At 73.8% G+C, this 23,629-nt stretch carries 21 protein-coding genes; 12 read left to right on the forward strand and 9 right to left on the reverse strand.

Annotation, left to right across the window (positions count from 1 at the left end; translation table 11 throughout):
- Window positions 1–131: 131 nt before the first annotated feature.
- From HHX30_RS25825 to HHX30_RS25845, 5 genes are all read left to right on the forward strand, one after another.
- The gene (locus HHX30_RS25825) at window positions 132–1,151 is read left to right on the forward strand and encodes a S8/S53 family peptidase (RefSeq protein WP_169984587.1); all 1,020 of its coding nucleotides are present in this window, start codon (window positions 132–134) and stop codon (window positions 1,149–1,151) included.
- A gap of 44 nt (window positions 1,152–1,195) precedes the next feature.
- Entirely contained in the window at window positions 1,196–1,720 is a 525-nt protein-coding gene (locus HHX30_RS25830; protein WP_169984588.1) for an RNA polymerase sigma factor, read from the forward strand.
- Entirely contained in the window at window positions 1,717–2,169 is a 453-nt protein-coding gene (locus tag HHX30_RS25835) for a hypothetical protein (protein WP_169984589.1), read from the forward strand. Before HHX30_RS25830 ends, HHX30_RS25835 begins: the two co-directional genes overlap by 4 nt.
- On the forward strand, window positions 2,166–4,718 hold the full coding sequence (locus HHX30_RS25840; RefSeq protein WP_169984590.1) for a CHAT domain-containing protein: 2,553 nt from the start codon (window positions 2,166–2,168) through the stop codon (window positions 4,716–4,718). The genes HHX30_RS25835 and HHX30_RS25840 overlap by 4 nt, the downstream gene beginning before the upstream one ends.
- A 134-nt stretch (window positions 4,719–4,852) precedes the next feature.
- On the forward strand, window positions 4,853–5,833 hold the full coding sequence (locus tag HHX30_RS25845; RefSeq protein ID WP_169984591.1) for a threonine/serine dehydratase: 981 nt from the start codon (window positions 4,853–4,855) through the stop codon (window positions 5,831–5,833).
- A gap of 34 nt (window positions 5,834–5,867) precedes the next feature.
- On the opposite strand, the gene HHX30_RS25850 is transcribed toward HHX30_RS25845, so the two are convergent.
- From HHX30_RS25850 to HHX30_RS25865, 4 genes are all read right to left on the reverse strand, one after another.
- Complete coding sequence (locus HHX30_RS25850) at window positions 5,868–6,680, reverse strand: sulfurtransferase (protein ID WP_169984592.1); 813 nt, start codon at window positions 6,678–6,680, stop codon at window positions 5,868–5,870.
- 114 nt (window positions 6,681–6,794) lie between these two features.
- Entirely contained in the window at window positions 6,795–7,910 is a 1,116-nt protein-coding gene (locus tag HHX30_RS25855) for an alkaline phosphatase family protein (protein ID WP_169984822.1), read from the reverse strand.
- A gap of 123 nt (window positions 7,911–8,033) precedes the next feature.
- Complete coding sequence (locus HHX30_RS25860; protein ID WP_169984593.1) at window positions 8,034–8,624, reverse strand: DUF5998 family protein; 591 nt, start codon at window positions 8,622–8,624, stop codon at window positions 8,034–8,036.
- A gap of 82 nt (window positions 8,625–8,706) precedes the next feature.
- A complete protein-coding gene (locus tag HHX30_RS25865) occupies window positions 8,707–11,343 on the reverse strand; it encodes a GNAT family N-acetyltransferase (RefSeq protein ID WP_310742165.1) in 2,637 nt (878 codons plus the stop codon).
- 277 nt (window positions 11,344–11,620) lie between these two features.
- Here HHX30_RS25865 and HHX30_RS25870 point away from each other — a divergent pair, with 277 nt between their 5' ends.
- On the forward strand, window positions 11,621–12,514 hold the full coding sequence (locus HHX30_RS25870) for a carbohydrate kinase family protein (protein WP_169984595.1): 894 nt from the start codon (window positions 11,621–11,623) through the stop codon (window positions 12,512–12,514).
- Between the two features lie 54 nt (window positions 12,515–12,568).
- On the opposite strand, the gene HHX30_RS25875 is transcribed toward HHX30_RS25870, so the two are convergent.
- The 3 genes from HHX30_RS25875 to HHX30_RS25885 all read right to left on the reverse strand — a co-directional run bounded on the left by HHX30_RS25875 (window position 12,569) and on the right by HHX30_RS25885 (window position 15,936).
- Entirely contained in the window at window positions 12,569–13,147 is a 579-nt protein-coding gene (locus HHX30_RS25875; RefSeq protein ID WP_169984596.1) for a hypothetical protein, read from the reverse strand.
- A 148-nt stretch (window positions 13,148–13,295) separates the two neighbouring features.
- Window positions 13,296–15,410, reverse strand: a complete 2,115-nt coding sequence (locus HHX30_RS25880; RefSeq protein ID WP_169984597.1) for a RecQ family ATP-dependent DNA helicase — start codon at window positions 15,408–15,410, stop codon at window positions 13,296–13,298.
- Window positions 15,411–15,474: 64 nt separating this feature from the next.
- Window positions 15,475–15,936 (reverse strand): ester cyclase, encoded by a 462-nt coding sequence (locus tag HHX30_RS25885; protein ID WP_169984598.1) that lies wholly within the window; start codon window positions 15,934–15,936, stop codon window positions 15,475–15,477.
- Between the two features lie 119 nt (window positions 15,937–16,055).
- Here HHX30_RS25885 and HHX30_RS25890 point away from each other — a divergent pair, with 119 nt between their 5' ends.
- Window positions 16,056–16,631, forward strand: a complete 576-nt coding sequence (locus HHX30_RS25890) for a GNAT family N-acetyltransferase (protein ID WP_169984599.1) — start codon at window positions 16,056–16,058, stop codon at window positions 16,629–16,631.
- A 186-nt stretch (window positions 16,632–16,817) separates the two neighbouring features.
- Window positions 16,818–19,346 carry a DNA topoisomerase (ATP-hydrolyzing) subunit A gene (locus tag HHX30_RS25895; protein ID WP_169984600.1) on the forward strand — a complete coding sequence of 843 codons (2,529 nt, stop codon included), beginning with the start codon at window positions 16,818–16,820 and terminating at the stop codon, window positions 19,344–19,346.
- Between the two features lie 44 nt (window positions 19,347–19,390).
- On the opposite strand, the gene HHX30_RS25900 is transcribed toward HHX30_RS25895, so the two are convergent.
- On the reverse strand, window positions 19,391–20,347 hold the full coding sequence (locus HHX30_RS25900) for a GlxA family transcriptional regulator (protein WP_169984601.1): 957 nt from the start codon (window positions 20,345–20,347) through the stop codon (window positions 19,391–19,393).
- A gap of 274 nt (window positions 20,348–20,621) precedes the next feature.
- Between HHX30_RS25900 and HHX30_RS25905 the strand changes: the two genes are divergently transcribed.
- A complete protein-coding gene (locus tag HHX30_RS25905; RefSeq protein ID WP_169984602.1) occupies window positions 20,622–21,104 on the forward strand; it encodes a DUF2269 family protein in 483 nt (160 codons plus the stop codon).
- Window positions 21,105–21,106: 2 nt separating this feature from the next.
- Window positions 21,107–21,394, forward strand: coding sequence for a DUF3817 domain-containing protein (locus HHX30_RS25910; protein ID WP_169984603.1), 288 nt, complete (start codon window positions 21,107–21,109; stop codon window positions 21,392–21,394).
- 4 nt (window positions 21,395–21,398) lie between these two features.
- On the opposite strand, the gene HHX30_RS25915 is transcribed toward HHX30_RS25910, so the two are convergent.
- Entirely contained in the window at window positions 21,399–21,770 is a 372-nt protein-coding gene (locus HHX30_RS25915) for a VOC family protein (RefSeq protein ID WP_169984604.1), read from the reverse strand.
- A gap of 137 nt (window positions 21,771–21,907) precedes the next feature.
- On the opposite strand from HHX30_RS25915, the gene HHX30_RS25920 reads away from it, so the two are divergent.
- Both HHX30_RS25920 and HHX30_RS25925 read left to right on the forward strand, forming a co-directional pair.
- Window positions 21,908–22,408: a carbonic anhydrase gene (locus HHX30_RS25920; protein WP_169984605.1), complete on the forward strand. Its 501-nt coding sequence runs from the start codon at window positions 21,908–21,910 to the stop codon at window positions 22,406–22,408.
- A gap of 198 nt (window positions 22,409–22,606) precedes the next feature.
- Window positions 22,607–23,614 (forward strand): SPFH domain-containing protein, encoded by a 1,008-nt coding sequence (locus HHX30_RS25925; RefSeq protein WP_169984606.1) that lies wholly within the window; start codon window positions 22,607–22,609, stop codon window positions 23,612–23,614.
- Window positions 23,615–23,629: the final 15 nt, after the last annotated feature.

Genomic DNA, 23,629 nt, shown 5'->3' on the forward strand with positions numbered 1-23,629 from the left:
GGTTGGATGACTGTAGGAGAGACTACCGTCCGTCGCAGTCCGGCACCAGAGGGGGGTCATACCGATTGGCGCTTGGTGACCAACCGAATCGGGAAGGACGCGTTCCGTAACCGTCACGGAAGGTCTCCCCCATGCGCAGCCTCCTCGTCGAACCCCTCCCAGGACGGCCCGTCCTCATCCGGCCGGACGAACTCCTGACCTCCTCCCCCGCGGCCGTCGCCCGGTGGGCCCTGGCCTCCGAGCCCCTCCCCGGAGCCGGCCGCGTCCACCGCGTACGGCTGCCGCCGGGCACCGACGTGATCGACCTGACGGCCGTGCTCCGCGACCGCGGGCATCCGGCCTCCCCCAATCACCTGCTCACCGGCCAGCCGCTGTTCTTCGGCGGACCCGGCGGGCCGCCCGCGCCCGCGGCGCCGCCGCCGTACGCGCCGGGCGAGCAGTGGGACGTCACCGTGGCCGTCCTCGACACCGGACTGGCGCCGCATCCGTGGCTCGCCCGGTGGTACAGCGACGACATCGCCGAGACGCCCGACGCGGACGGCGACGGCGCGCGCGACCGGCAGGCCGGGCACGGGACGTTCGTGGCCGGGCTGATCCTGCGGCAGGCGCCCGGCGTCCGGCTGCGCGCCCTGCGCCTCCTCGACAGCGACGGCGTGGGCGACGAGGCGGCGCTGCTGCGCGCGCTCGCCACGCTGCGCGGCGCGCGCGCCGACGTCGTCAACCTCTCCTTCGGCGGGCACACCTTCGACGACGCGCCGCCTCTCGGGCTGGCCGAGGCGCTCGCGGATTTTCCCGCCGTCGTCGCGTGCGCGGGCAACACGGCGTCGCCGCGCCCCTTCTGGCCGGCGGCCCTGCCGGGCGTCGTCGCGGTCGGCGCGCTCGACGGGGACGCCAGGGCGGAGTTCTCCGCGTACGGCCCGTGGGTGGACGTCTGGGCGCCGGGTGTCGGCCTGACCAGCAGTTTCCTCGAATACGGGGACTTCCGCGGCTACGCGACGTGGAGCGGCACGTCGTTCGCCGCCGCCCTCGTCACGGGCGCGCTCGCCCGCCTGTGCCGGGAGGCGCCGCCGGACCGGGCCGTACGCCGCCTGCTCGGCGGCGGGCGGCGCATCGCGGATCTCGGGGTGGTCGTGGCGGGCGGGGATCGATAAGGTGCCGTCACGAACAGAATCCCCCCGAGTGCGCAGAGTGACGTATGCCGACAGACAACTCGTTCGCCACCATCGACCAGGCCGCCTGGGAGGACCTGGTCGCCCGGTTCGACGGCAGGATGTGGGCGGTCGCCCGGGCGTTCGGGCTGAGCGCCGCCGACGCCGCCGACGCCGTGCAGGGCGCCTGGCTCCGGCTCGTGGAGAACGCGGACGCGATCCGCGACCCCGGACGGATCGGCGCGTGGCTCGTCACCACGACACGGCGCGAGGCGGCCCGGCTCAGCCGCAGGGCCCGCGGGGAGGTCGCCGCCGACCTGGACGTGCCGGACACGGCGCTCCCCGATCCGACGGCTGCGGTGGTGGACGCCGACTTCGGCAGGCAGGTGTGGCGCAGGCTCGACCTGCTCGGAGAGCCGTGCCGGTCGCTCATCCGCCTCTACGTGCTCCACCCCGAGGCGAGGTACGCCCAGATAGCGGTCCGGCTCGACCTGCCGGTCGGCAGCATCGGCCCCACCCGGGCCCGCTGCATGGCCCGCCTGCGCGCCCTCGTCGAGGAGGAGGCCCGATGAGGGAGGAATACCTGCTGGCCGCCCTGCGCATGGGAGCGGGCGCCGATCCGGTGCCCGAGGGTGTGTCGGCCGCCGCCCGGGCGGTCTTCGGCCTGCGGGTGCCCGGGGGTGTGCCCGCCGCGCCGGTCGACGTCGCCGTGCCGCCGGGGGCCCGCTCCGCGGACGGGACGGCGCAGTCCTGCGTCCGCAGGTTCAGCGCGGACGGCCTGGTCATCGACGTCGAGACGGCCGTGAGCGGCGGGCGGATGGAAGTGGCCGGTCAGGTGTCCCCCGCCCCCGGTCCGGACGCCAGGATCGAGGTGCGCACCCCGCACATCGGCAAGGTCCGCGTGCCCTCCGGCAGCGGTCACTTCGCGGTGGCCGGCCTGCCGCCGGGATGGGTCAGCGTGGTCTGCCACCGGCCCGGCCATGCCCCCGTTTTCACCCGCTGGATCCACGTTCGCTCATGACCCCGTTGGACCGAGCCGAGGCCGCCGTGCGGCTCTCCGGGACCGACCCCCGGCTGGCACTCGCGGAGGCGAGAGCCGTACTGGACCTGACCGGGCGGCCGGGACCCGCGGGCGCGTACGGCGAGGCGGCCTCGGTGGCGCTGCGCGCGGCGGCGCTCGCGGCCCGCGAACTGGGCGACCTCGAACTCGCCGGGGAGCGGCTGGAGGAGGCGATCGCGGCGGGGCACGGGTTCCCGCGCCGCGTGGCGCAGGCCCGGATGTCGCTCGTCACGGTCCGGGCCCAGCTCGGCGACCCCGAGGGCGGGCTGCGCCTCGCCGACCTCGCCGAGCGGGATCTCGCGGGGACGGACCTGGCCAGGCTCGGCGTGCAGCGGTCGGTCGCCCTGATCCTGCTGGGACGGCACGAGGAGGCCGTGCGGCACTGCGACCGGGCGGTCGGCCTGCTGGACGACGATCCCCGCTTCCGGGCGGGCGGGCTGCTGAATCGCGGCCTCGCCCACGCCTACCTCGAACGGTACGGCGAGGCCGAGGCCGACCTGGCCGAATGCGCCCGGGTCGCGAGGTCGGCGGGGCTGGACCACGTCGCGATGCTGGCGGAGGGCAACCTGCCCTTCGTGTCCGCGCGGCGCGGCGACGTCGCCGCCGCCTTCAGGCGGTACCGGGCGGCCGAGGCCACGCTGTTCGGCTACCCGGAACGGCTCGCCGCGATGCGCACGGACTTCGCCGAGGCACTGGTGGCGGCGCGGCTGCCCGGCGAGGCGCGCACGCTGCTCGAACAGGCCGTTCCGGAGCTGGTCGCGGCCGGGGCGCAGGCGGCGGTCCCCGGTGCGCGGCTGCTGCTCGCCCAGGCCGCGCTCCTCGCCGGGGACGCCACGCTGGCCGAGACGACGGCGCGCACCGCGCTGGCCGAGCTGGACGCGCAGGGCAGGACGGCCTGGCTGCCCCTCGCCAGGGAGGTCGTCCTGCGAGCCCGCCTCGCGCGGACCACGGCGACCGCCTCGCCGGCCGGTCCCGGCGCACGCGAGGGCCTCCCCGGCCTGGTCACCGAACTGATCACCTGTGCCGACGACCTCGCGGCGTGCGGCTGGCCGGGGGCCTCGGCGGCCCTGCGGCTCACCGCCGCCGCTGCCGCCGTGCGTCTGGGCGTGATCACACGTGCCCGCGCCCAGCTCGACCTCGTCGCGGCCGCCGCCACGCGCCCCCTCGTACGCTGGCACGCGGCGGCGATGCGGCACCGCCTGGACGGGGACCTCGACCGGGCCCTGGCGGCCGCGGCACGGGGCATCGAGGCCGTGCACGACGCCGGGACGCGTGACCACGGCACGGCGGGGGACACAGCGCTGGACGCGACGGGGGGCACAGCGCGGGACACAGCGCGGGACGCGGAACTGCGGGTGCACGCGGCACGGCCGGCCGAGGACCTCGCCGAGCTCGGCCGGGAGATCGCCCTCGACCGGGCCGGACGGACGGGAGACGCCCGGACGGTGCTCGAATGGGCCGAGCGATGCCGGGCGGTCGTGCGCGGCGCGACGGCTCCCGTGTTCCGGACGCCCGGCGCCCCGCCCGCCGGGGCGGGGATCCTGGTGGAGCTGGTGCGGCGCGGCGACGACCTGTTCGCCGTCACGGCCGGCCCGCAAGGCTGTGCGCTGCGCGCGCTCGGCTCCTACCAGGCCGCGGTGGAGTCGACCGTGCGGATCCGGTACGGCCTGCGCCGCCGCAATCTGCGCGACACTGCGGGCGACGCGGACGCCCCTCGAGGAGCGGCCGGCGAGGCGGTCGCCCACGAGCTGTCCGCGCTCGACCGCGTTCTCCTGTCCGGTCCCGGCACGCTCACCCGCGCGGGGAGCCCGCCCGGCGGGCCGGTGACGGTCGTGCCCACCGGAGCGCTGTGCACGCTGCCCTGGCCGCTGCTTCCCTCGCTGCGCGGGCGGCCGGTGTCGGTGGCGGCCGACGCCGCCGGATGGCTCGCCCCGCGCCCCGGGCCGGCCGGGGCCCCTCTGGTGCTGTCGGTCGCGGGACCGGGGCTCGACCACGCCGCCGCCGAGGCCGACATGGTCGCCGCCGCGCACGCGCGGGCACGGCGCGTCGGCGCCACCAGGGCGGAGGTGCTCCGCGCGCTGGAGCTCGCCGACGTGCTCCACGTCGCCGCCCACGGGATGTTCACCCCGCGCGGGCCCATGCTGTCGCGGATCACGCTGGACGACGGGCCGCTCATGGCCTACGACCTGCTGACCGCGCGGCGGATCCCCCGCCTCGTCGTGCTGTCGGCCTGCGACGCCGGGATGGCGCACGCCCCGGTGGACGGCGTGGCGCTGGGCCTCGCCGGGGCCTTCCTCGACCGCGCCGCGCACAGCGGAGTGGCGGGGTGCGTGGTGGCCGGGGTGGTGCCGGTACGCGACGACGAGGCTCTGGCGCTCATGACGATCTTCCACACGCTGCTGGCCGAGGGCCGCTCCCCCGCCGAGGCGCTGGCCCGGGCCTCCGAGAAGACGGCCGTGCCGGGCTTCGTGTGCTTCGGAGCCGGCGACGCGCCCTTCGGCACCGGCTGACCCCCTCGTGTCCCATCTCGGTCACCGCACGGCATGCCCTCTCCGCCGGTGCCGGCCCACCGACGAGCGCGGGAACCGGTCGCCGGGCGTTCACCCCGGACCGAGCAGCGCCGGCGGGGCTACGCTGCTGTGCCGTGCAGGAGACGCGCCTCGACACCGCTCGGATCCGGGCGGCTCGCCATGTGATCGACCCGGTTTTCCTCGACACTCCGCTGTACCGCTGCGAGGCGCTGGAGCCCGCCCTCGGGTGCGCGGTGAGCGTCAAGCTCGAAACGGCGAACCCGGTGCGCAGCTTCAAGGCCCGAGGCACCGAGGTGGTCGCGAGCCTGCTCGCGGGGAACGGCTCGCGGGCCGCGGTGTGCGCCAGCGCGGGCAACCTCGGCCAGGCCCTCGCCTGGTCCGGTCGCGGCCGGGGGCTCGACGTCACCGTCGTGGCATCCCGCTTCGCGCCCGCGGCCAAGCTTGATCGGATCCGCGCGCTGGACGCCAGGCTGGAGCTGGTGGACGGCGACTTCGACATGGCTCGCGAGCGGGCGGCGGACGTCGCGCGGTACGACGGCATCCGCCTGGTCGAAGACAGCCTGGACATCGAGACCTGCGAAGGCGCGGCGACCATCGGCCTGGAGCTGGTGAACACCGTGGCCTCGTTCGACGCCGTCCTGATCGCTCTCGGCGGCGGGGCGCTGGCCACCGGTGTGGGTCATGTGGTGAAGTCCTCGGCGCCCGACGTCGAGGTGATCTGCGTCCAGCCGCTGGGCGCACCGGCGATGACGCACTCGTGGCGCCGACGGCGCGTCGTCACCACAGACTCGGCCGACACCATCGCCGACGGCGTCGCCGGTCGGCGCCCCATCCCGGCCGTCCTGGACGACCTCCTCGTGGTCGCGGACGACTGCGTCCTGGTCCGGGAGGCGTCGATCATCGCCGGCATGCGGATGCTCCTCGACCACGCCGGCCTCGTCGTCGAACCGTCGGCCGCGCTCGGCATCGCGGCGATCCTCGAGGATCGCGACCGCTTCGCCGGCCGGCACGTGGTCACCGTCGTGTGCGGCGGCAACGTCGACATGGACGCCTATCGCCGCTGGGTCGGTGCGGCTCCCGCCCACAGGTCCTGACGCCTGCCCGCCGGGACCACCGCGTGACGCCCCGTCAGCCGGTCGCGACGGGCCTGCCGGGGTCGGCGACCCAGTTGGACCACGAGCCGACGTACAGGGCCGCCGGCAGCCCGGCGATCTCCAGCGCGAGCACCTCGTGGGCGGCCGTGACCCCGGACCCGCAGTACGCGCCGACGGGCACGCCCTCGACCGCGCCGAGGCTGTTGAAGCGCTCGCGGAGGAACTCCCTGGTGTGGAACCGCCCGCCGGGCTCGACGTTCTCACCGGTCGGGGCGCTGACCGCGCCGGGGATGTGCCCGGCGACCGGGTCCACCGGCTCCACCTCGCCCCGGTAGCGCTCGGCCGCCCTGGCGTCGAGCAGCACGCCGTCGGCCGCCAGCGCGGCGGCCTCGCCGGCGCCGAGCACCGGCATCCCTTCCGGCCGCGCCGTGAAGTCGCCGGGCGGCACGGGCCCTTCCTCCTTGGTCACCGGCAACCCGGCCCGCGTCCAGGCCCGCAGCCCGCCGTCGAGGACGCGCACGTCACCGTGACCGAAGTAGCGCAACGTCCACCAGGCCCTGGCCGCCGCCGTCGAGTCGGCGTCGTCGTAGACGACCACCGGCCGGGCCTGCGACACCCCGAGGCGGCGCATCGCCTCCTGGAACGCCTCCGGCGCGGGCAGCGGATGCCGTCCGGCGGGTCCGGGCGGGGCGGCGAGGTCGGCGTCGAGGTCGCAGAAGACCGCGCCGGGGACGTGGCCCTCGCGGTACGCCTCGATGCCGGGCGGGCCGCCCAGCCGCCACCGGACGTCGAGGATCACGGCGTCGCCGATCGCGGCGAGCTCCTCAGGAGTGATCAGCGGGCTCATGCCATCTCCTCGCCTTCGGTCGGTGTCGGACGGTGCCGCAGCCATTGTGCCGTGCGGCGGGCCGGCGCCGGCGCATCCCCGCCGCCGGTGCCCCCGGCGGATCTCGCGGAGGCGTCAGCGGCGGATCTCCGCCAGCGGGACGTTCTGCTCGGCGGAGGTCAGCGAGCCGTGGTAGCCGATCATCGACGACTCCACCGGCTCGCCGGCCGAGGCCACGATCACGCACTCACCGTACGGCACGGCCACCACGTCGCCGATGCGGCCGAGCCACTCGCGGCGGACGCGGCGGCCGAACCAGCCCGCGGCGACGGCCTCCTCACGGGTGACCACCCAGGCGCGCCCGCGCAGGACCTCCCGCCAGGTCTCCAGCACCGCACCCGCCGCGCCGGGGGAGGTGTAGACGTGCCGCGCGCGGGCCTCACCACCCAGCATGAGCACGCCTTCCCGAAGGTCGGGGCGCAGGTCCACGTCCACCTTGTCACTGGCGTTGACCATGCCGTGGTCGGCCGTGACGTACAGGACCGCGCCAGGCGGCAGCGCCTCGGCGATGCGCTCGGCCATCCGGTCCACCACGGCGACCTGTTCGAGCCACTCCCCGCCGCCCCACCCATGGAAGTGGCCGGCACGGTCGACCTCGCCGTAGTAGACGGTGACAAAGGAGGTCTCGCGCAGCGCCCGCCGCACGGTCTCGACGCGCTCGTCGACGCTGTCGGCGGCCCAGTGGCGCATGCCCCGGTAGACGGCGCGGGTCAGCCCGGTGCCGTCGAACCAGGCGGGCGCCACGTAGACGGGCTCGACCCCCGCCGCCGCCATGCGTTCGTAGACCGTCGGCAGGGGCTGCCACACCTCCGGGTCGACCGGCGGCACCCAGCGCAGGCAGTTGAACAGCCGGCCCTCCCCCGGGACGGCCAGCTGGCTGCCGAGCATGCCGTGCTCCCCGGGAGGAGCGCCGGTGCCCAGGGTGGCCAGGCTGATGGGGGTCGAGGAGGGGAAGCCGGCCGTGAGCGTCCCGCGCAGATGGGACGACAGGAACGGCGCGGCGCCCGGATGCGCGGCCAGGAGCTCGGCCCCGAGGCCGTCCACGAGGAACAGGCACACCCGGGCGGCCGGTTCCAGCGCCAGTCTCGCGGCGCCCGGCAGCCCGAGGGAGGCGAGCAGAGAGCCCGGCAGATCGGCCAGCGAGGCCGTGCCGTACGCGGGCACGTACGGCACGGGCGCGGCCGGCGGCACCGCGGGAGGCGCCGTGGGCGACGCCCCCGAGGGCGTCACGGCGGACGTCGCAGGGGGCTGGGGGTTGATCACGTCGCCTCCCGGCGGCTCGAGGAGGGCGGTCAGGAAGTGTGGTCAGGACACCTAGGTCGCCGTCTTGGCGGTGGCCTCCGACAGGGCCTTCGCGAAGGCCAGCACGTGGGTGACGGCCTCGGGGCCGTCGGCCGCCTCGCTGACCCGGAGGGACAGGTCGTCGGCCGTGATCGCGCCGGTGTAGCCGTGGTCGGCCTCGCAGTTCTCGTCGCCGCAGGTCGCCGGTTCGAGATCGACGTGGGAGATCGCGCCCCAGCCGATCGTCAGCGTGACCTCCGTCGGGGGGACGCCCGGCACGTACGCCGCCGGGTCGGGCACGACCCTGGTCACGGCGACCGACTGGATGCGGCTGAGCCGCACCGCCTCGGTGGTGGTGGAGGCGTGCGAGGCGGGCATGCCCTCGGCGGGCGGGTGCTCGTCGGTGTGGCAGACCAGCAGCCGCGTGGGCGAAAGAACCAGGACCGTGACGTGCCTGCGCACCTCCATCGCCGGGTCGAACGTGGCCTCGTGATGCACGACGTACGCCGTGACCTGCTCGTTGCCGAGCGCGGAGTCGACGGCGTCGGCCACCAGATCCGGGTAGTAGCCGCTGCGATCTATGGCCTCGCGCAAGCCCGCGGCGGAGACTCGGGTTTCCCTCATGGGTCCATCCTGCCCTGTAAGGGACACCTGTTTCACACCCCGGCGGTACGGGTTTTCCGCCCGGGTCCCGGCGCCCGGCCGATCAGCTCAGCCGCCGGGGGCCGACGTCGGGGCGCAGCGCCGTGACCGGCCGCAGCACGGCCCGCGCCCCCAGCACGGCCACTCCCGTCGCGTTCACCAGGACCTGGTCGAGGTCCATCCGGGCGACCTCGGGCAGGGCGTCGGCCAGCAGTCCCACCCGCACCAGCAGTTCCTCCAGCGCCTCCACGGCCACCGCCTGGTAGCCGTACTCGCCGAACAGCAGCGGCGCGGCGCGGACCGACCGCACCAGCCCGGCCGCGTCCTCCGCGGTCAGCGGCGCCAGGCGGTAGGCCTGGTCGCCGAGCAGCCGGGCGGTGACCTCGCCGAGGCCGAACGTGACGACCCCGCCGAAGTAGCGGTCCTGGGCCACGCCGACGACGGTCGGCACCGAGGGCTGCGGCGCCATGCGCTGCACCGCGAGCGGGGTGTCCGGCCCGAGCAGGGCCGCGAGGTCCGCGTACGCCTGCCGGACCCCGGCGGGCTCGGTGAGCCCGATGCGCACGGTGCCGGCGCGGCGGGCGTCCTCGGGGTCGGCCGACTTGACCACTACGGGCCAGCCGATCCGCTCGGCGGTGGCGACGGCCTCCTCGGCGTCGGCCGCGACGTGCGCCGGCCACACCTCGATGCCGTGGCAGGCCAGCAGCGCGGTCGCGTCGATCTCCCGCTCCTCGCCGTCCGCCCCCTCTTCGGTCAGTGTGGCGGCGACGATCCGCCGCGCCGCCGCCGTGTCGATCCCCTCGACGTACGGCACCGTGCCCGGGGGCTGCCGGCGCCAGTGGGCGTAGCGCACCACGTGGGCCAGCGCGCGGACCGCCTCCTCCGGGGCGGGGTACGACGGGATCGACCCCCGCTGGGGGGACTCGTCGCCGGGGCCGCCCGGCACCCGCAGCTCCGCGGGCATGCCCAGTTGTCCCTGGAAGGTGGCCAGCACCGGCTTTCCCGACTCCCGCGCGGCCTCCAGCAGCGCCTCGGCCACCTCGCGGCAGTCGCCCGGGATCGGCGGCATGTAGATCGCGACGGCGGCGTCCACCTCGGGCAGGACGCTCCGCAACGCCTCGGCGAACTCTCCCGCGCCGGCCTGGGCGCCGAGGTTGACCGGCGGGCGCGGCTCCAGGCCCGCGCCCGCGCAGGCCTCCTCGGCGAGCAGCGTGAGCGCGTCGGAGTTGCCGACCACGCCCACCCGGGGCCCGGCCGGCAGCGGCTGGTGCGCCAGGAGCTCGGCGACGTCGAACAGCTGCACCAGGTCGTCCACCCGGATGACCCCGGCCTGCGCGAACAGCGAGCTGAGCGCGGTGTCGGGCAGCGCGAGCACCGGCGCGCGGTGCCCGCCGGGGACGCCGCGCGACTTGACCACCACGATCGGCTTGGACCGGGAGATCCGCCGGGCCAGCCGGGTGAACTTGCGCGGGTTCCCGATGGACTCCAGGTACAGCAGGATCACGTCGGTCGCGGGGTCCTCCTCCCAGTATTGAAGGAGGTCGTTGCCGGACACGTCGGCCCGGTTGCCGGCCGAGACGAACGTCGAGATGCCCATGCCGCGCTGCGCCACGCGCTGCAGCAGTGCGGTGCCGAGTGCGCCCGACTGGCTGAAGAACCCGACCCTCCCCCGCCCCGGCAGGGTCGCCGCGAGCGTCGCGTTGAGCCGTACGGCGGGGTCGGTGTTGGCGATGCCCAGGCAGTTGGGCCCCACCACCCGCATGCCGTACCCCCGGGCGATGTGGACCAGCTCCTCCTGGCGTGCCCGGCCCTCCGGACCGGTCTCGCCGAACCCGGAGGAGAGCACGACCAAGCCCTTGACGCCCTTCCGCGCGCACTCCTCGACCAGTTCGAGCACGCCCTCGGCGGGGACCGCCAGCACGGCGAGGTCCACCTCGCCGTCGATCGCCGACACATTGCGGTAGGCCCGGACGCCGGCCACGGCCCGTACGTGCCGGTGGACGGGGTAGACGGGCCCGGTGAAGTCGGCCGCGAGCAGGTTGCGCAGGACCGTCTGGCCGATTCCGCCCGGTTCGCGGCTCGCGCCGATGACCGCGACCGACTCCGGCGTCAGCAGGCGCGCGATCGAGCGCGCCTCGGCGCGGTGCTCGCGGGCGAGCCGGACCTCCAGCGCGGTCTCGGTGCTGGACAGGTCGAGCGTCATCCGCACGACGCCGTCCTCGAACTGGCTCTGCGCCGTGTAGCCCGCCTGACGGAACAGGCCCATCATCCGGTGGTTGCCCGGCAGCACGTCCGCGATGAACGTCTTGATCCCGCGCTCGCGCGCGGCGGCCCGCAGGTGCTCCATGAGCACCGAGGCCACGCCCCTGCCCTGGTGGGCGTCCTCGACGAGGAAGGCCACCTCGGCGTGATCGCGCGGCTGCACCCGGTCGTACCGTACGACCGCGACCATCTCGGTGCCGATCGTGGCGATGAGGGCGACCCTGTTGTCGTAGTCGACGTTGGTGAACCAGACCACGTCCTTGTCGGTCAGCCGCGGCCGTGGCCCGAAGTAGCGGAAGTAGATGGACTCCGCGGACAGGCGTGAGTAGAACGAGCGCAGCATGCCGGCGTCGTCCGGCCTGATCGGGCGGACGTGCGCGGTGCCGCCGTCCGACAGCACGACGTCCGCCTCCCAGTGGGCGGGGTACTGAGGGTGCACGCAATCGAGGCTAGCGGTGCCTGGCTTGACCTGTATTGAGAGATTGCTTACGACTGAGGGGCCCATCTCGCGAGACCGCTTATAGGGGATCTACCAGCCGCGACGCGACGAATTGGGCAACGCTTGTGCATCGACTGTGCCCGTCTGTCCGCTCTCCACCCCACGACACCCCTGGAAGCTGTTAGGTTTCTGGACGTCAGCCTCACAGCACGGAGAGGACGCCGCCCCTCCCAGGGCATGGCTCGCCTCCACTAGCAGTTGGCAAGGTGGTGACATCATGACGCGGGTCGTCGTGGTGGGCGATCTCATGACCGACGCGGTCGCCCGCGCGAAGTTCCCTCTTGCCAGGGCGAGCGACACCCCGGCCGTCGTGACGATGCACGGCGGCGGCTCCGGCGCCAACATCGCCTCCTGGCTCGCCGTGGAGGGCTCGGAAGTGGCCTTCATCGGCCGCCGCGGCGCCGACATCACCGGCCGCAACCGCGACATGGAGCTCATGGGGTACGGCGTGGACGCCCGGCTCGTCATGGACCCCGAGCGGCCGACCGGCACCTGCGTCGTGCTCGTCACGCACAAGGGCGAACGGACCATGCTGTCCGACCCCGGCGCCAACGCCGCGCTGTCGCCCGAGGACCTGCCGCGCGACCTGTTCGCCTCCGGCGGCCACCTGCACATGTCGGGCTACACGCTGATCAACGAGGGGTCGCGCGACGCCGGCCTCGCCGCGCTCGACATGGCCCGCCGCGCCGGCATGTCGATCTCCGTGGACTGCGCCTCCTCCGCTCCGCTGGAGCGGACCGGCGCCGAGCCCTTCCTGGAGTGGACCGACGGCGCGAAGCTGCTGTTCGCCAACGGCGACCAGGCCAAGGTGCTCACCGGCAGGGACGACCCCGCCGCCGCGGCGAAGGTGCTGACCGCCTGGTTCCCGCAGGTCGTGATCAAGCTCAACGCCGAGGGCTCGCTCTGGTACTCCAACAGCCGTCCCGAGCCGGTCCGCGCGTCCGCCGAGGTCGTCGACCGCGTGGTGGACGGCACCGGCGCCGGTGACGCCTTCAGCGCGGGTTTCCTGCCCGTCTGGCTCGACGGCAAGCCGGCCGCCGAGGCGCTGGCGGCGGGCAACGCCCTCGCCGCCAGGTGCATCTCCAACCTCGGCGCCCGTCCCCGGCTCTGACCCTCGCGTCCGGAAGGGCACAGTTCGGAACAGCGCAGTTCAGGACAACGCAGTTCAGAACGGGCTACGCGCGAGCGCGACCGGCCGCGCGGGCCGCACGCGCATCAGCGGCACGAAGGCCAGCAGGAGCAGCGCGGCTCCCAGCGGGATCAGATCCTTGCTCGCCAGGGGGAGCACGGCCTGCACGAGCACCAGCGCCGCGCTCCACCACGGCACCCGCCGCTGGGACGCGAGCCGGGCCACCAGCGTGACCATGCCCACGTAGAACAGCAACGGCACGACGGTGTAGACGACCGGTTCGACGCCGGGGATCGCCTTGACGGCGTCGAAGCGCGGCCCCATCGCGTCGTGGTCGGCGGACAGGAAGCCGACCACGATGTCGATCGTGAACTGCGCGGCCAGCGCCAGCGCACCGGCGAGACCGGCGATGTATCCCGCCATGGCGGTCAGCCCGCCGCCGGCCATCGTCCGGAGCCGCCCGAAGATCCACACGAAGAGGACCAACGCGGCCAGGAAGAACAGGTGCCTCATGGTCCAGGCCGGGCCGGGTCCCCGGCTGCCGTCGAGACCGTCGAGGATGCGGGCGACGCCGTACGCGCCGACCAGGGCCGGAGCCGCAACAAGTGCTCTCATGGCGACAAGTTTGGTGATCGGGCCCCCGCCCCGGGATGGGGTGATCACCCTGACTCCACCCTGGCCCGTCCCGGAGGCGAGTCCCGGCTCGCCGCCCCCGCGTGTCAGGGGCGCGCCGGTCCGGCCCCGGGCCGGGCCCGGGAGGCGGTCAGCTCGTGACGGCCAGGGCCAGGGGCAGGACGGCGGGTGCCCCGGCGTGACGCACCTGGGCGGCGGCCAGCGCCATCGTCCATCCGGTGTCGACGCGGTCGTCCACCAGCAGCACCGGCCCGCCCGCCGCCGCGATCCTCGCGGCGACGTCACGCGGCATCGCGAGCGTGCCCCGGATCGCCGACACCCGCTGGGCGCTGTTGTGCCTGGCCGCGGGCGACCCGTTGCGGTAGCCGAGCGCCCCGAGGTGCTCCAGCCGGCCGACCTGGGCGAGCCGCTCGGCGAGCGATCCGACCAGGACCGGCCGCGCGCCCGACGGCACCGCGACCACCGCCACCGGGCGCCGCTCCCACTCCCACGACTTCAGCACCTCGATCACGGCCGCGAACACGTCGTCGGGGACCGGGCCGTCCCCCGCCGCGAACAGCTCGCGCAGCCGGGTGCCCCAGCCGATGTCGGTCAGGCGGCCGAGCGCGCGGCCCGGCTCGGCGCCCAGCTCCGGCTTGATCCGCCCCTTCAGGTCCGGCAGGCCGGTGGGCCACTGGCGGCGCGGCTCGATCTCGACGCCCGGGCGCGCGAGGCGCTCGTGCGCGGCCCGGACGGCCTCGTCCGGCACCTCGGCGGAACGGTGGGCGCCGGTGCAGTTGTCACACCTGCCGCCGCAGGGCGTCGCGGACTCGTCGTCGAGGTGACGGCGCAGGTACTGCTCCCGGCACTCGGTGGTCGCGATGTATCCGAGCATCGCCTCCTGCTCCGCCCGGCGCTCGGCGGTCACCCGGGCGTAACGCTCGGCGTCGTAGCTCCACGGCTCGCCGGTGGCCTCCCAGCCGCCCTTGACCCGGCGTACGGCGCCGTCCACGTCGAGCACCTTGAGCATCATCTCCAGCCGGCTCCGGCTGAGGTCGACCCTCGTCTCCAGCGCGGCGGTGGACAGCACTCCCCCCTCGGACAGCGCCTCGAGCGTAGCCCTGACCACGCCCTCCGGCGGGAAGGCGAGCGAGGCGAAGTAGGCCCAGATCTCCCGGTCCTCGGGGCCGGGCAGCAGGATGACCTCGGCCCGCTCGACGCCGCGGCCGGCCCGGCCCACCTGCTGGTAGTACGCCACCGGCGAGGCGGGCGCGCCCACGTGGACGACGAAGCCCAGGTCGGGCTTGTCGAAGCCCATCCCGAGCGCCGAGGTCGCCACCAGCGCCTTGACCCGGTTGCCGAGCAGGTCCTCCTCGGCCGCCAGCCGGTCCGCCGGCTCGGTCTGGCCGGTGTACGCCGCGACGGTGTGCCCCTGCTCGCGCAGGTACGCGGCGATCTCCTGGGCCGCCGCGACGGTCAGCGTGTAGACGATGCCGGAGCCCGGCAGCTCGTGCAGCGTCCTGGCCAGCCAGGCGAGCCGCTGGTCCGCACCACCCAGCCGTACGACGCTCAGGTGGAGGCTCTCGCGCTCCAGCGGGCCGCGCAGGACGAACACCTCGCCGCCGGGCAGTTCGTCCCACTCCTGGGTGACGGCGAGCTGCTCGGCGACGTCGCGGGTGACCCGGGCGTTCGCCGTGGCCGTCGTGGCCAGCACGGGGATGCCCGGCGGCAGCTCGGCCAGCAGCGTGCGGAGCCTGCGGTAGTCGGGCCGGAAGTCGTGGCCCCAGTCGGAGATGCAGTGGGCCTCGTCGATCACCAGCAGCCCCGCGCTGCCGGCCAGCTCGGGCAGCACGTTGTCGCGGAAGTCGGGGTTGTTCAGCCGCTCGGGGCTGACCAGCAGCACGTCGACCGCGCCCTCGGCGACCTGGCCGTAGACCTTCTCCCACTCCTCGGGGTTGGCGGAGTTGATCGTCTCGGCGTGGATGCCGGCCCGCTCGGCCGCGGCGATCTGGTTGCGCATGAGCGCCAGGAGCGGGGAGACGATGACCGTGGGCCCCTCGCCGAGCTCGCGCAGCAGCGCGGTCGCGATGAAGTAGACGGCCGACTTTCCCCAGCCGGTGCGCTGCACCACCAGCGCGCGTCTGCGGTCCATGACCAGGGCCTTGATCGCGGCCCACTGGTCGTCGCGCAGCCGCGCGTGATCGCCGGCGAGCGCCCGCAACCGGGCCTCGGCCTCTTCCCGCAGCGTCACCTCTTCTTCGCTCACCCGCCCATTGGTACCAGGTCCGGCCGACCGTTTCCGCCGCGACGGCGGGAGGCGGGGCGGGAAGCTAGCCGCGTTCTCCGGACGCGCCGCTTCCGGCGCCCTCGTCTCCGAAGCGGAGGGGGAACCGCAGGCCGAGCTGCGAGTAGATCTGAAGCTGGTCGTAGTAGAAGCGGTGGCTGAGGATGAGGTGGTCCTCGAGGTGCCAAAACCAGGAGGCGCGCACGCTGATGCTCCGGCCGGTCGGGGCCAGGACGTCCCCTCCCGCGACCAGGTAGGGCCCGGTGTGCGTGCCCGTGGACATCAGCTCCAGCGCCACCGCGTCGCCGGCGAAGATCGTCTCCCAGAGCGTGAAGTGCAGATCGGGAAAGCCCTCCCATATCTGCAGGATGAAGGAGCCGATCTCCTCGCGGCCTTCCGCCTCCATCTCCGGTCCGACGACCACCGCGTCCGGCCCGTAGCACCGCGACAGCGCGTCCAGATCGTGTGCGTTCCACGCGTCGAGCGTCCGGTCCACGACGTCGTACACTGCGGCAGCCTCCCCTCCTGGTGAGAGTACCCCCGGCCGCCTCGCAGGCGTCGCGGCCGCATGTCGACGCCTGCGGCGGGACCGACCCGGACGGGCGTCGTGGTTGGATGAATCCCGCTATGGACGTGACCACCTGGTATCTCGAACAGACCAGCCCCGCCGACCTGCGGCCGGGACGGCCGCCCGCGCTGCCCGCGCGGGTCGTCCGCGCCGAGGTCCCCAGCCCGGAGTTCAGCCGCTTCCTCTACACCGCCGTGGGCGGCGACTGGCAGTGGACCAACCGGCTGCCGTGGACCTGGAAGCAGTGGAAGGACTGGCTCGACCGGCCGGGCGTCGAGACCTGGGTGGCCTGGGTGCGCGGCACCCCCGCCGGGTACGCCGAACTGGTGGCCCAGGACGGCGGCACGGTCGAGATCGTCAACTTCGGGCTGCTGCCGTACGCGATCGGGCAGGGCCTCGGCGGGTGGCTGCTGGGCGAGGCCGTGGCCCGCGCCTGGGATCTCGCCGAGCGATGGCCGGGGCGGGAGACCACCCGGCGGGTTTGGGTGCATACCTGCTCCCTCGACGGACCGGCCGCGCTCGCCAACTACAAGGCCCGGGGCTTGCGGATCTACGACGAGAAGCTGAACGTGCCGGGCGACGAGGACGAGGGCGAGACGCCCGGCCCATGGCCCGGCGCCGGCCCCCGCGACTGACCGGCCCGCGACCGCAGGCGCTGTCCCGTCGGGGAAGCCGGGACGGCGGGCGCGGGCCCGGCGATATGGTGTGAGTCGCGAACAGGATGAACTCTCGGCAGAATGTTCGAGACACACCACCGATGTTGACCTTCCCCGGCTCCGACGGGCCGGGGCCCGGCTCCTCGACACGCAGGAAACCACGACATGGCCCGACGCACGACGACACCCCCGCCGGACGAGGACTTCGAGGAGCGGATCGTCGACATCGACGTCTCCGCGGAGATGCGGACGAGCTTCCTTGAGTACGCCTACTCGGTGATCTACCAGCGCGCGCTGCCCGACGCGCGCGACGGCCTCAAGCCCGTCCAGCGCCGCATCCTCTACTCCATGAGCGAGATGGGCCTGCGGCCCGAGCGCGGGCACGTCAAGTCCTCCCGCGTCGTCGGCGAGGTGATGGGCAAGCTCCACCCGCACGGCGACTCGGCCATCTACGACGCGCTCGTACGGCTCGCGCAGCCGTTCTCGATGCGCCTGCCGCTGGTGGACGGGCACGGCAACTTCGGGTCTCCCGACGACCTGCCCGCCGCGATGCGGTACACCGAGGCCCGCCTCGCCCCGGCCGCCATGCTCATGGTGCAGTCGATCGACGAGGACACCGTCGACTTCAAGCCCAACTACGACGGCCAGGAGACCGAGCCGTCGGTCATGCCGTCGGCGTTCCCCAACCTGCTGGTCAACGGCGCCTCCGGCATCGCGGTCGGCATGGCCACCAACATGGCCCCGCACAACCTCGGCGAGGTCATCGCCGCGGCCCGCTTCCTGATCAGGAAGCCGACCGCCACACTCGACGAGCTCATGCGCTTCGTCCCCGGCCCCGACCTGCCGACCGGCGGCACGATCATCGGCCTGGGCGGCGTCAGGGACGCGTACGAGACCGGCCGCGGCACCTTCAAGATGCGGGCCAAGGCCACGATCGAGCAGGTCACCCCGCGCCGCAAGGGCATCGTCGTCACCGAGCTGCCGTTCAACGTGGGCCCCGAGCGGGTGGTCACGAAGATCAAGGAGCTGGTGAACGCCAAGAAGCTCACCGGCATCGCCGACCTCAAGGACCTGACCGACCGGCACAAGGGCCTGCGCCTGGTCGTCGAGGTCAAGAACGGCTTCAACCCCGAGGCCGTGCTGGAGGAGCTCTATCGGCTGACGCCGATGGAGGAGACCTTCGGCATCAACAACGTCGCCCTCGTCGACGGCCAGCCGCGCACGCTCGGCCTGCGCGAGCTGCTGTCGGTCTACGTGGACCACCGGCTCGACGTCGTGCGCAGGCGCTCGGCGTACCGGCTGCGCAGGCGCGAGGACCGGCTCCACCTCGTCGACGGCCTCATCATCGCGCTGCTCAACATCGACCAGGTCATCCAGGTGATCCGGAACTCGGACGACACGGCGCAGGCCCGCGCGCGGCTCATGGAGACCTTCGAGCTGAGCGAGATCCAGGCCAACTACATCCTCGACACCCCGCTGCGCCGCCTGACCCGCTACGACAAGCTGGAGCTCGACCGGGAGAAGGAGCAGCTCCAGGCCGACATCGCCGAGCTGAACGAGATCCTCGGCTCGGAGGACCGGCTGCGCAAGGTCGTGTCGTCCGAGCTGGCCGAGGTGGCCAAGACGTACGGCACGCCGCGCCGCACGGTCCTGCTCGAGTCCTCGGATGCCGCCAGGAGCGCCGTCGTGCCGCTGGAGGTGCCCGACGACCCGTGCCTGGTGATGCTGTCGTCCACCGGCCTGCTCGCCCGTACGACCGACGCCTCGCCGATCTCCGGCGAGGGTGAGCGCACGGCGCACGACGTGCTCGTGTCGGTGGTCCGCTCGACCGTACGCGGCGAGGTGGGCGTGGTGACCTCCCAGGGCCGGTTGATCCGGGTCTCGGTGCTCGACCTGCCCGCGCTGCCGCCCTCGGCCAACCCGCCCTCGCTGGCGGGCGGGCACCCGGTGTCGGAGTACGTCTCGCTCGAACCGGACGAGAAGGTCGTCGGCCTGGGCTCGCTCGACCCGGACGGCCCGGGCCTCGCGCTCGGCACCAGCCAGGGCGTGGTCAAGCGGGTCGTGCCCGAATATCCCGTCAACCGCGACGAGTTCGAGGTGATCGGCCTGCGGGACGGCGACGTGGTGGTCGGCGCCGTCGAGCTGACCTCCGCCGACCACGACCTGGTCTTCATCACCAGCGACGCGCAGCTGCTGCGCTTCCCCGCCTCGGTCGTACGGCCTCAGGGACGCCCGGCCGGCGGCATGGCCGGCGTGCGCCTCGACGGGGACGCGAAGGTGGTCTTCTTCGGCGTGGTCGATCCGGCGCGTGAGGCGCGCGTGGTGACGGTCGCCGGCTCCTCCACGGCCCTGCCCGGCACCCAGATGGGCGCGGGCAAGGTCTCCGACTACGCCGACTTCCCGCCGAAGGGCCGGGCGACCGGCGGCGTCCGCGCCCAGCGCTTCCTGAAGGGCGAGGACGTCCTGCTGCTCGCCTACGCCGGCCCCGTCCCGGTGAAGGCCGTCTCCTCGACCGGAAAGCCGGTGCCGCTGCCGGATGAGCTGGGCCGCCGCGACGGCTCGGGCGTGCGCCTCGTGCACGCCATCGCCGCGATCGGCGGCGCGCTCGGCGCGGACGGCGACGACGAGGCCGCCGCGACCGAGGGCGGCATGGCCACCACCGGCGACACCGGTGGCGAAGAGCCGGTCTCGTAGCCGTCACGGAGTCCGCCCGCCGCCCGCGCCGGGCGGACTCCGGTTCAGGTGCCGGCCGGGCCGCCCTGGAAGGACGAGCGGTACGCCTGCGGCGTGGTCCCCACGACCCGCTTGAACCGCTCCCTGAACGCGGTCGGCGACCCGAACCCGGCCTGCGCCGCGATGCGCTCGATGCCGTGGTCGGTGTTCTCCAGCAGGTACTGCGCCCGCCGCACCCGGGCCCGCAGCAGCCACTGCAGCGGAGTGGTGCCGGTCTGCTGACGGAAGCGCCGGCTGAAGGTGCGCTCGCTCATCCCGCCTCGCGCCGCCATCTCCGCCAGGGTGAGGTCGCGACCGAGGTTGTCCTCGATCCACGCCAGCACCGGCTCAAGCAATGAGCCGCCGGGCACCGGCGGATGCTCGTGGACGATGAACTGGGCCTGGCCGCCCTCCCGTTCGAGCGGCATCACCGACAGGCGGGCGGCGTCGGCCGCGACGGCCGAGCCGTGGTCGCGCCTGATCATGTGCAGGCACAGGTCGAGCCCGGCCGCCGCGCCCGCGGAGGTGAGCACCTGCCCGTTGTCGACGTACAGCACGTCCGGCCGCACGTCCACCGACGGGAACCGCCGGGCCAGCTCGGGCGCCGCCGCCCAGTGGGTCGTCGCCCGCAGGCCGTCCAGCAGCCCGGCCGCCGCGAGCGTGAACGCGCCCACGCAGATCGAGGCGAGCCGGGTGCCCCGCGCGGCCGCCTCGCGCAGCGCCTCCAGCGCCTCGGCCGGGGCCGGCCCGGACCGCTCCGAGCAGCCGGGGACGATGATCGTATCGGCCTCCGCCAGCGCGTCCACGCCGTACGGCACGCGCAGGGCGAACGCCTCGGTCGCCACTTCGGGGGCGGGCCCGCACACCCGCACCCGGTACGGCGTGCGGCCGTCCGGCAGGCGGGTGCGGCCGAACACCTCGATCGGGGTCGCCAGATCGAACGGCACGACATGGTCCAGCGCCAGGATCGCCACGGTGTGCATGATCGCCACCATAGACGGAATCCCGCCAGTGGAGATACCTCCGCCGTCGCGTGAACATCCTGGCGACCGGACTTGGCGGGAATCCGTTGGCCTTTGTCGTTCTCGCCGCTGGGATCGACGACGGCCGCACTCCTACGGTTGGTGACCGCACACCGACGACGAGGAGAGATGCCGATGCAAGCGCAGTTCGTGCTGTCCGACGGGTTCGACCCCCTGGACGTCCTCGCGCCGTACCCGTCCTCGCGCGCCGTCCGCTGATCGGGGACCGCGCACGATGACCAAGTTCTTCCTGGCCGTCCACGTCCTCGCCGCGATCCTCGCGATCGGCCCGGTCGCCGTGGCGGCGAGCATGTTCCCCGCCGCCGCCCGGCGTGCGGCGGATCGGAGCACAGCGGATCGGAACGCACAGGCCGGCGGCCCGGCGGTGCTCCGCGTCCTGCACCGCGTCTGCCGCGTCTACGCCGTCGCGGGCCTGGCCGTGCCGGTTTTCGGGTTCGCCACGGCGAGCGCCCTCGGTGTGCTCGGCGACGCCTGGGTCATCGCGTCCGTCGCGCTCACCGGCGCCGCGGCCGCGATCCTGGCCCTGGCGGTCCTGCCCCGCCAGGACGCCGTCCTCGCCCGGCTCACCGCCGGGGATCCCCCGTCCGCCGACGCCGGGGCGGCGAGGCTCGCGATGCCGACCGGCGTCTTCAACCTGCTGTGGGCGGCCGTCACGGTGCTGATGATCGTCCGTCCCGGCTCGACCACGGGAGTCTGACCATGTCGCGCCCTCACGCCGCCCTGCGTGCCGCCGCCGCCGTCGAGCTGGGGTCCCTGGCCGTCCTCCTGGTCAACCTGGCCACCACGCACCTGCCGCCCGTGTCCTCGCTCGTCGGCCCCCTCCACGGCTGCGCGTACCTGTTCGTCGTCGTGGCCGCCGCCCGCGACGCGGGATGCGACCCGGCCGGCAAGGCGCTGGCCTGGCTGCCGGGGATCGGCGGCCTTCTCGTCCTGCGGCGCCTCGCGCGCACGCCCCGGGAGAAGGCCGCCTCCGATTCCCCGCGGTGAGGCGTCAGGACGAGACGCACAGGCAGAACGGGTGTCCCGCGGGGTCGAGGTAGACGGTCCACCCATGCCCGGCGCCGGGCTGGTGGTCATGCCTGACCGCGCCCAGGGCCAGCGCCTCCTTCTCCGCCCTGACCGGGTCGTCCACGACCAGGTCGAGGTGGAACTGCTGCGAGTGCCCGGCGTCCGGCCACGCGGGCGGCCTGTGGCCGGGCACCCGCTGGAAGGAGAGACGGCCCTGGTCGTCCCCGGTGAGGGTGACCCAGTCATCCTCCTCGCTCGTCACCTTCCAGCCCAGCAGCCCGGCGTAGAAAGCGGCCAGGGCTTTGGGATCCGGGCAGTCGAGCACCACCGAGTACATGCGTGCGACACCGCTCATGGGTGACCTCTCTTCCGATGGGAACAACACCAGTAAAGACCTTATACCGGTGTTTTGCCGGGGAGCCATACGCCGCGGTGGCGAAAATCGCCACCCCCGCAGGGAGCGGCGAGAGGGCATCGGGCAACATCTGTGACATGACCGCTGCCTTCGACGATCTGCTTGCCGCCAACGAGAAGTACGCGAGCACGTTCACCCACTCCGGACTCAGCGGCCGCGCCTCGCGCGGACTCGCCGTGGTGACGTGCATGGACTCCCGCATCGACCCCCTCGGCCTGCTCGGCCTGACCGCCGGCGACGCGAAGATCCTGCGCAACGCCGGCGCCCGGGTGACCGACGACGTCCTGCGTACCCTCGTCCTCGCCGTCTACCTGCTCGGCGTCGACCGCGTGCTGGTGATGCCGCACACCGACTGCCGGATGTCCAAGTCGACCGACGAAGACGTGCACAACCTCATCGCCGCCGAGCACGGCGTCGACACCCGCAGCCTGGAGTTCCAGACGGTCCCCGACCAGCGGGCCGCGCTGCGGCACGACATCACCCGCATCAAGTCCAGCCCCTACCTGCCGGGCGACCTCGTGGTGGGCGGCGCGCTGTACGACGTGCACACGGGACGGCTCCAGCCCGTCGAGCTCTGATCTACGGTTCCCTACGGCAGGCCCCCCGCGGGCCTGCCGTACGGGCCAGGCGTGGGCGTCTCCGGGACCGGCGGCGCGCTTCGCTCGGCGGGACGGAACCCGGCCGGGAGGCTGCTACGTTCTTCTGCTGAATCGCGAAAACGCGCGCCTCTCTCCCCCCGGTCACATCACCGGTCCCGAGCCCCCACTGGAGCCCGCATGCCCCGCACCCCCTCCTCCGCCTCCGGCGGCACGTCGCGCCGGTCCTACCGCGGCATCGCCATCCTGGCGATCCTCGCGCTCATCGTCGTCGGCGCGCCGGCCCTGATCGGCGCGTTCAGCGGGTTCGAGCGCACCAGCGGCGGAGAGGTGGCGGTCGTCCGCGACGGCGGGCCGCTCGACGACAACAAGGTCCGCCAGGTCATCGACCCCGGCTCCGGGGTCGCCTGGATCGGCTGGTGGTCCCAGATACACCGCTATCCGGCGCAGCAGCGGTTCTACACGATCACCTCGAACTCCGGCGAAGGCGAGAAGTCCGGCGTCGACGTGGTCAACGTGCCGAGCAGCGACGGCGTCAACATGGGCATCGAGGGCACGCTGTACTTCGGGCTCAACCTCGACCACCGGACACTGGAGTCGTTCGACGACAAGTTCGGCACGCGTAAGTTCCGCAGCACCAACGGCGGGACCTACTACCCCTGGGAGGGCGACGAGGGCTGGTCCGCCTTCCTCGACCAGATCATCCGGCCGGTCATCGACAACGACCTGCGCACCCAGATCAACAACTTCCGCTGCGCCGAGCTGGTCTCCTCCTGCGCGCTCGTGCAGAACAACAGCGCCGGCCAGCAGGCGGGCATGCCGCAGCAGGGCAACAACGCGAACATCGCCAAGATCCAGAACGCGGTGAACACGAGCCTGGCCGAGGACCTCAAGTCGACCCTCGGCGCCGACTTCCTCACCAACATCCACTTCAACCTCTCGCGGGTCACTCTGCCGACCGAGGTGCAGGAGGCGGTCAACCAGGCGCAGGCCGCGTTCGCGAAGGTCACGGAGGCGCAGGCCAAGGTCGCCCAGGCACGCGCCGAGGCGGAGGCCAACAAGGCCCGGCAGGACGGCTACAACAAGTGCCCCACCTGTGCGGAGATCGAGAAGCTGAAGGCTCTGCCCCAGGGCATCACGGTGTACGCGCCGGGCAATACTGGAGGCGTCGCTCTGCCCACCAAGTAGGGAGCCGGGACCCCG

This window comes from Microbispora sp. H10836 (assembly GCF_012999525.1).
Classification (GTDB): Bacteria; Actinomycetota; Actinomycetes; order Streptosporangiales; family Streptosporangiaceae; genus Microbispora.

What these genes read in the sequence shown, in the direction of transcription:
- HHX30_RS25825 (WP_169984587.1), top strand. Translation starts at nt 132, where the DNA reads ATGCGCAGCCTCCTCGTCGAACCCCTCCCAGGACGGCCCGTCCTCATC.
- HHX30_RS25905 (WP_169984602.1), top strand. Translation starts at nt 20,622, where the DNA reads ATGACCAAGTTCTTCCTGGCCGTCCACGTCCTCGCCGCGATCCTCGCG.
- HHX30_RS25850 (WP_169984592.1), bottom strand. Translation starts at nt 6,680, where the DNA reads ATGAGCCCGCTGATCACTCCTGAGGAGCTCGCCGCGATCGGCGACGCC.
- HHX30_RS25860 (WP_169984593.1), bottom strand. Translation starts at nt 8,624, where the DNA reads ATGAGGGAAACCCGAGTCTCCGCCGCGGGCTTGCGCGAGGCCATAGAT.
- HHX30_RS25925 (WP_169984606.1), top strand. Translation starts at nt 22,607, where the DNA reads ATGCCCCGCACCCCCTCCTCCGCCTCCGGCGGCACGTCGCGCCGGTCC.
- HHX30_RS25890 (WP_169984599.1), top strand. Translation starts at nt 16,056, where the DNA reads ATGGACGTGACCACCTGGTATCTCGAACAGACCAGCCCCGCCGACCTG.
- HHX30_RS25915 (WP_169984604.1), bottom strand. Translation starts at nt 21,770, where the DNA reads ATGAGCGGTGTCGCACGCATGTACTCGGTGGTGCTCGACTGCCCGGAT.
- HHX30_RS25840 (WP_169984590.1), top strand. Translation starts at nt 2,166, where the DNA reads ATGACCCCGTTGGACCGAGCCGAGGCCGCCGTGCGGCTCTCCGGGACC.
- HHX30_RS25895 (WP_169984600.1), top strand. Translation starts at nt 16,818, where the DNA reads ATGGCCCGACGCACGACGACACCCCCGCCGGACGAGGACTTCGAGGAG.
- HHX30_RS25835 (WP_169984589.1), top strand. Translation starts at nt 1,717, where the DNA reads ATGAGGGAGGAATACCTGCTGGCCGCCCTGCGCATGGGAGCGGGCGCC.
- HHX30_RS25900 (WP_169984601.1), bottom strand. Translation starts at nt 20,347, where the DNA reads ATGCACACCGTGGCGATCCTGGCGCTGGACCATGTCGTGCCGTTCGAT.
- HHX30_RS25920 (WP_169984605.1), top strand. Translation starts at nt 21,908, where the DNA reads ATGACCGCTGCCTTCGACGATCTGCTTGCCGCCAACGAGAAGTACGCG.
- HHX30_RS25870 (WP_169984595.1), top strand. Translation starts at nt 11,621, where the DNA reads ATGACGCGGGTCGTCGTGGTGGGCGATCTCATGACCGACGCGGTCGCC.
- HHX30_RS25875 (WP_169984596.1), bottom strand. Translation starts at nt 13,147, where the DNA reads ATGAGAGCACTTGTTGCGGCTCCGGCCCTGGTCGGCGCGTACGGCGTC.
- HHX30_RS25830 (WP_169984588.1), top strand. Translation starts at nt 1,196, where the DNA reads ATGCCGACAGACAACTCGTTCGCCACCATCGACCAGGCCGCCTGGGAG.
- HHX30_RS25910 (WP_169984603.1), top strand. Translation starts at nt 21,107, where the DNA reads ATGTCGCGCCCTCACGCCGCCCTGCGTGCCGCCGCCGCCGTCGAGCTG.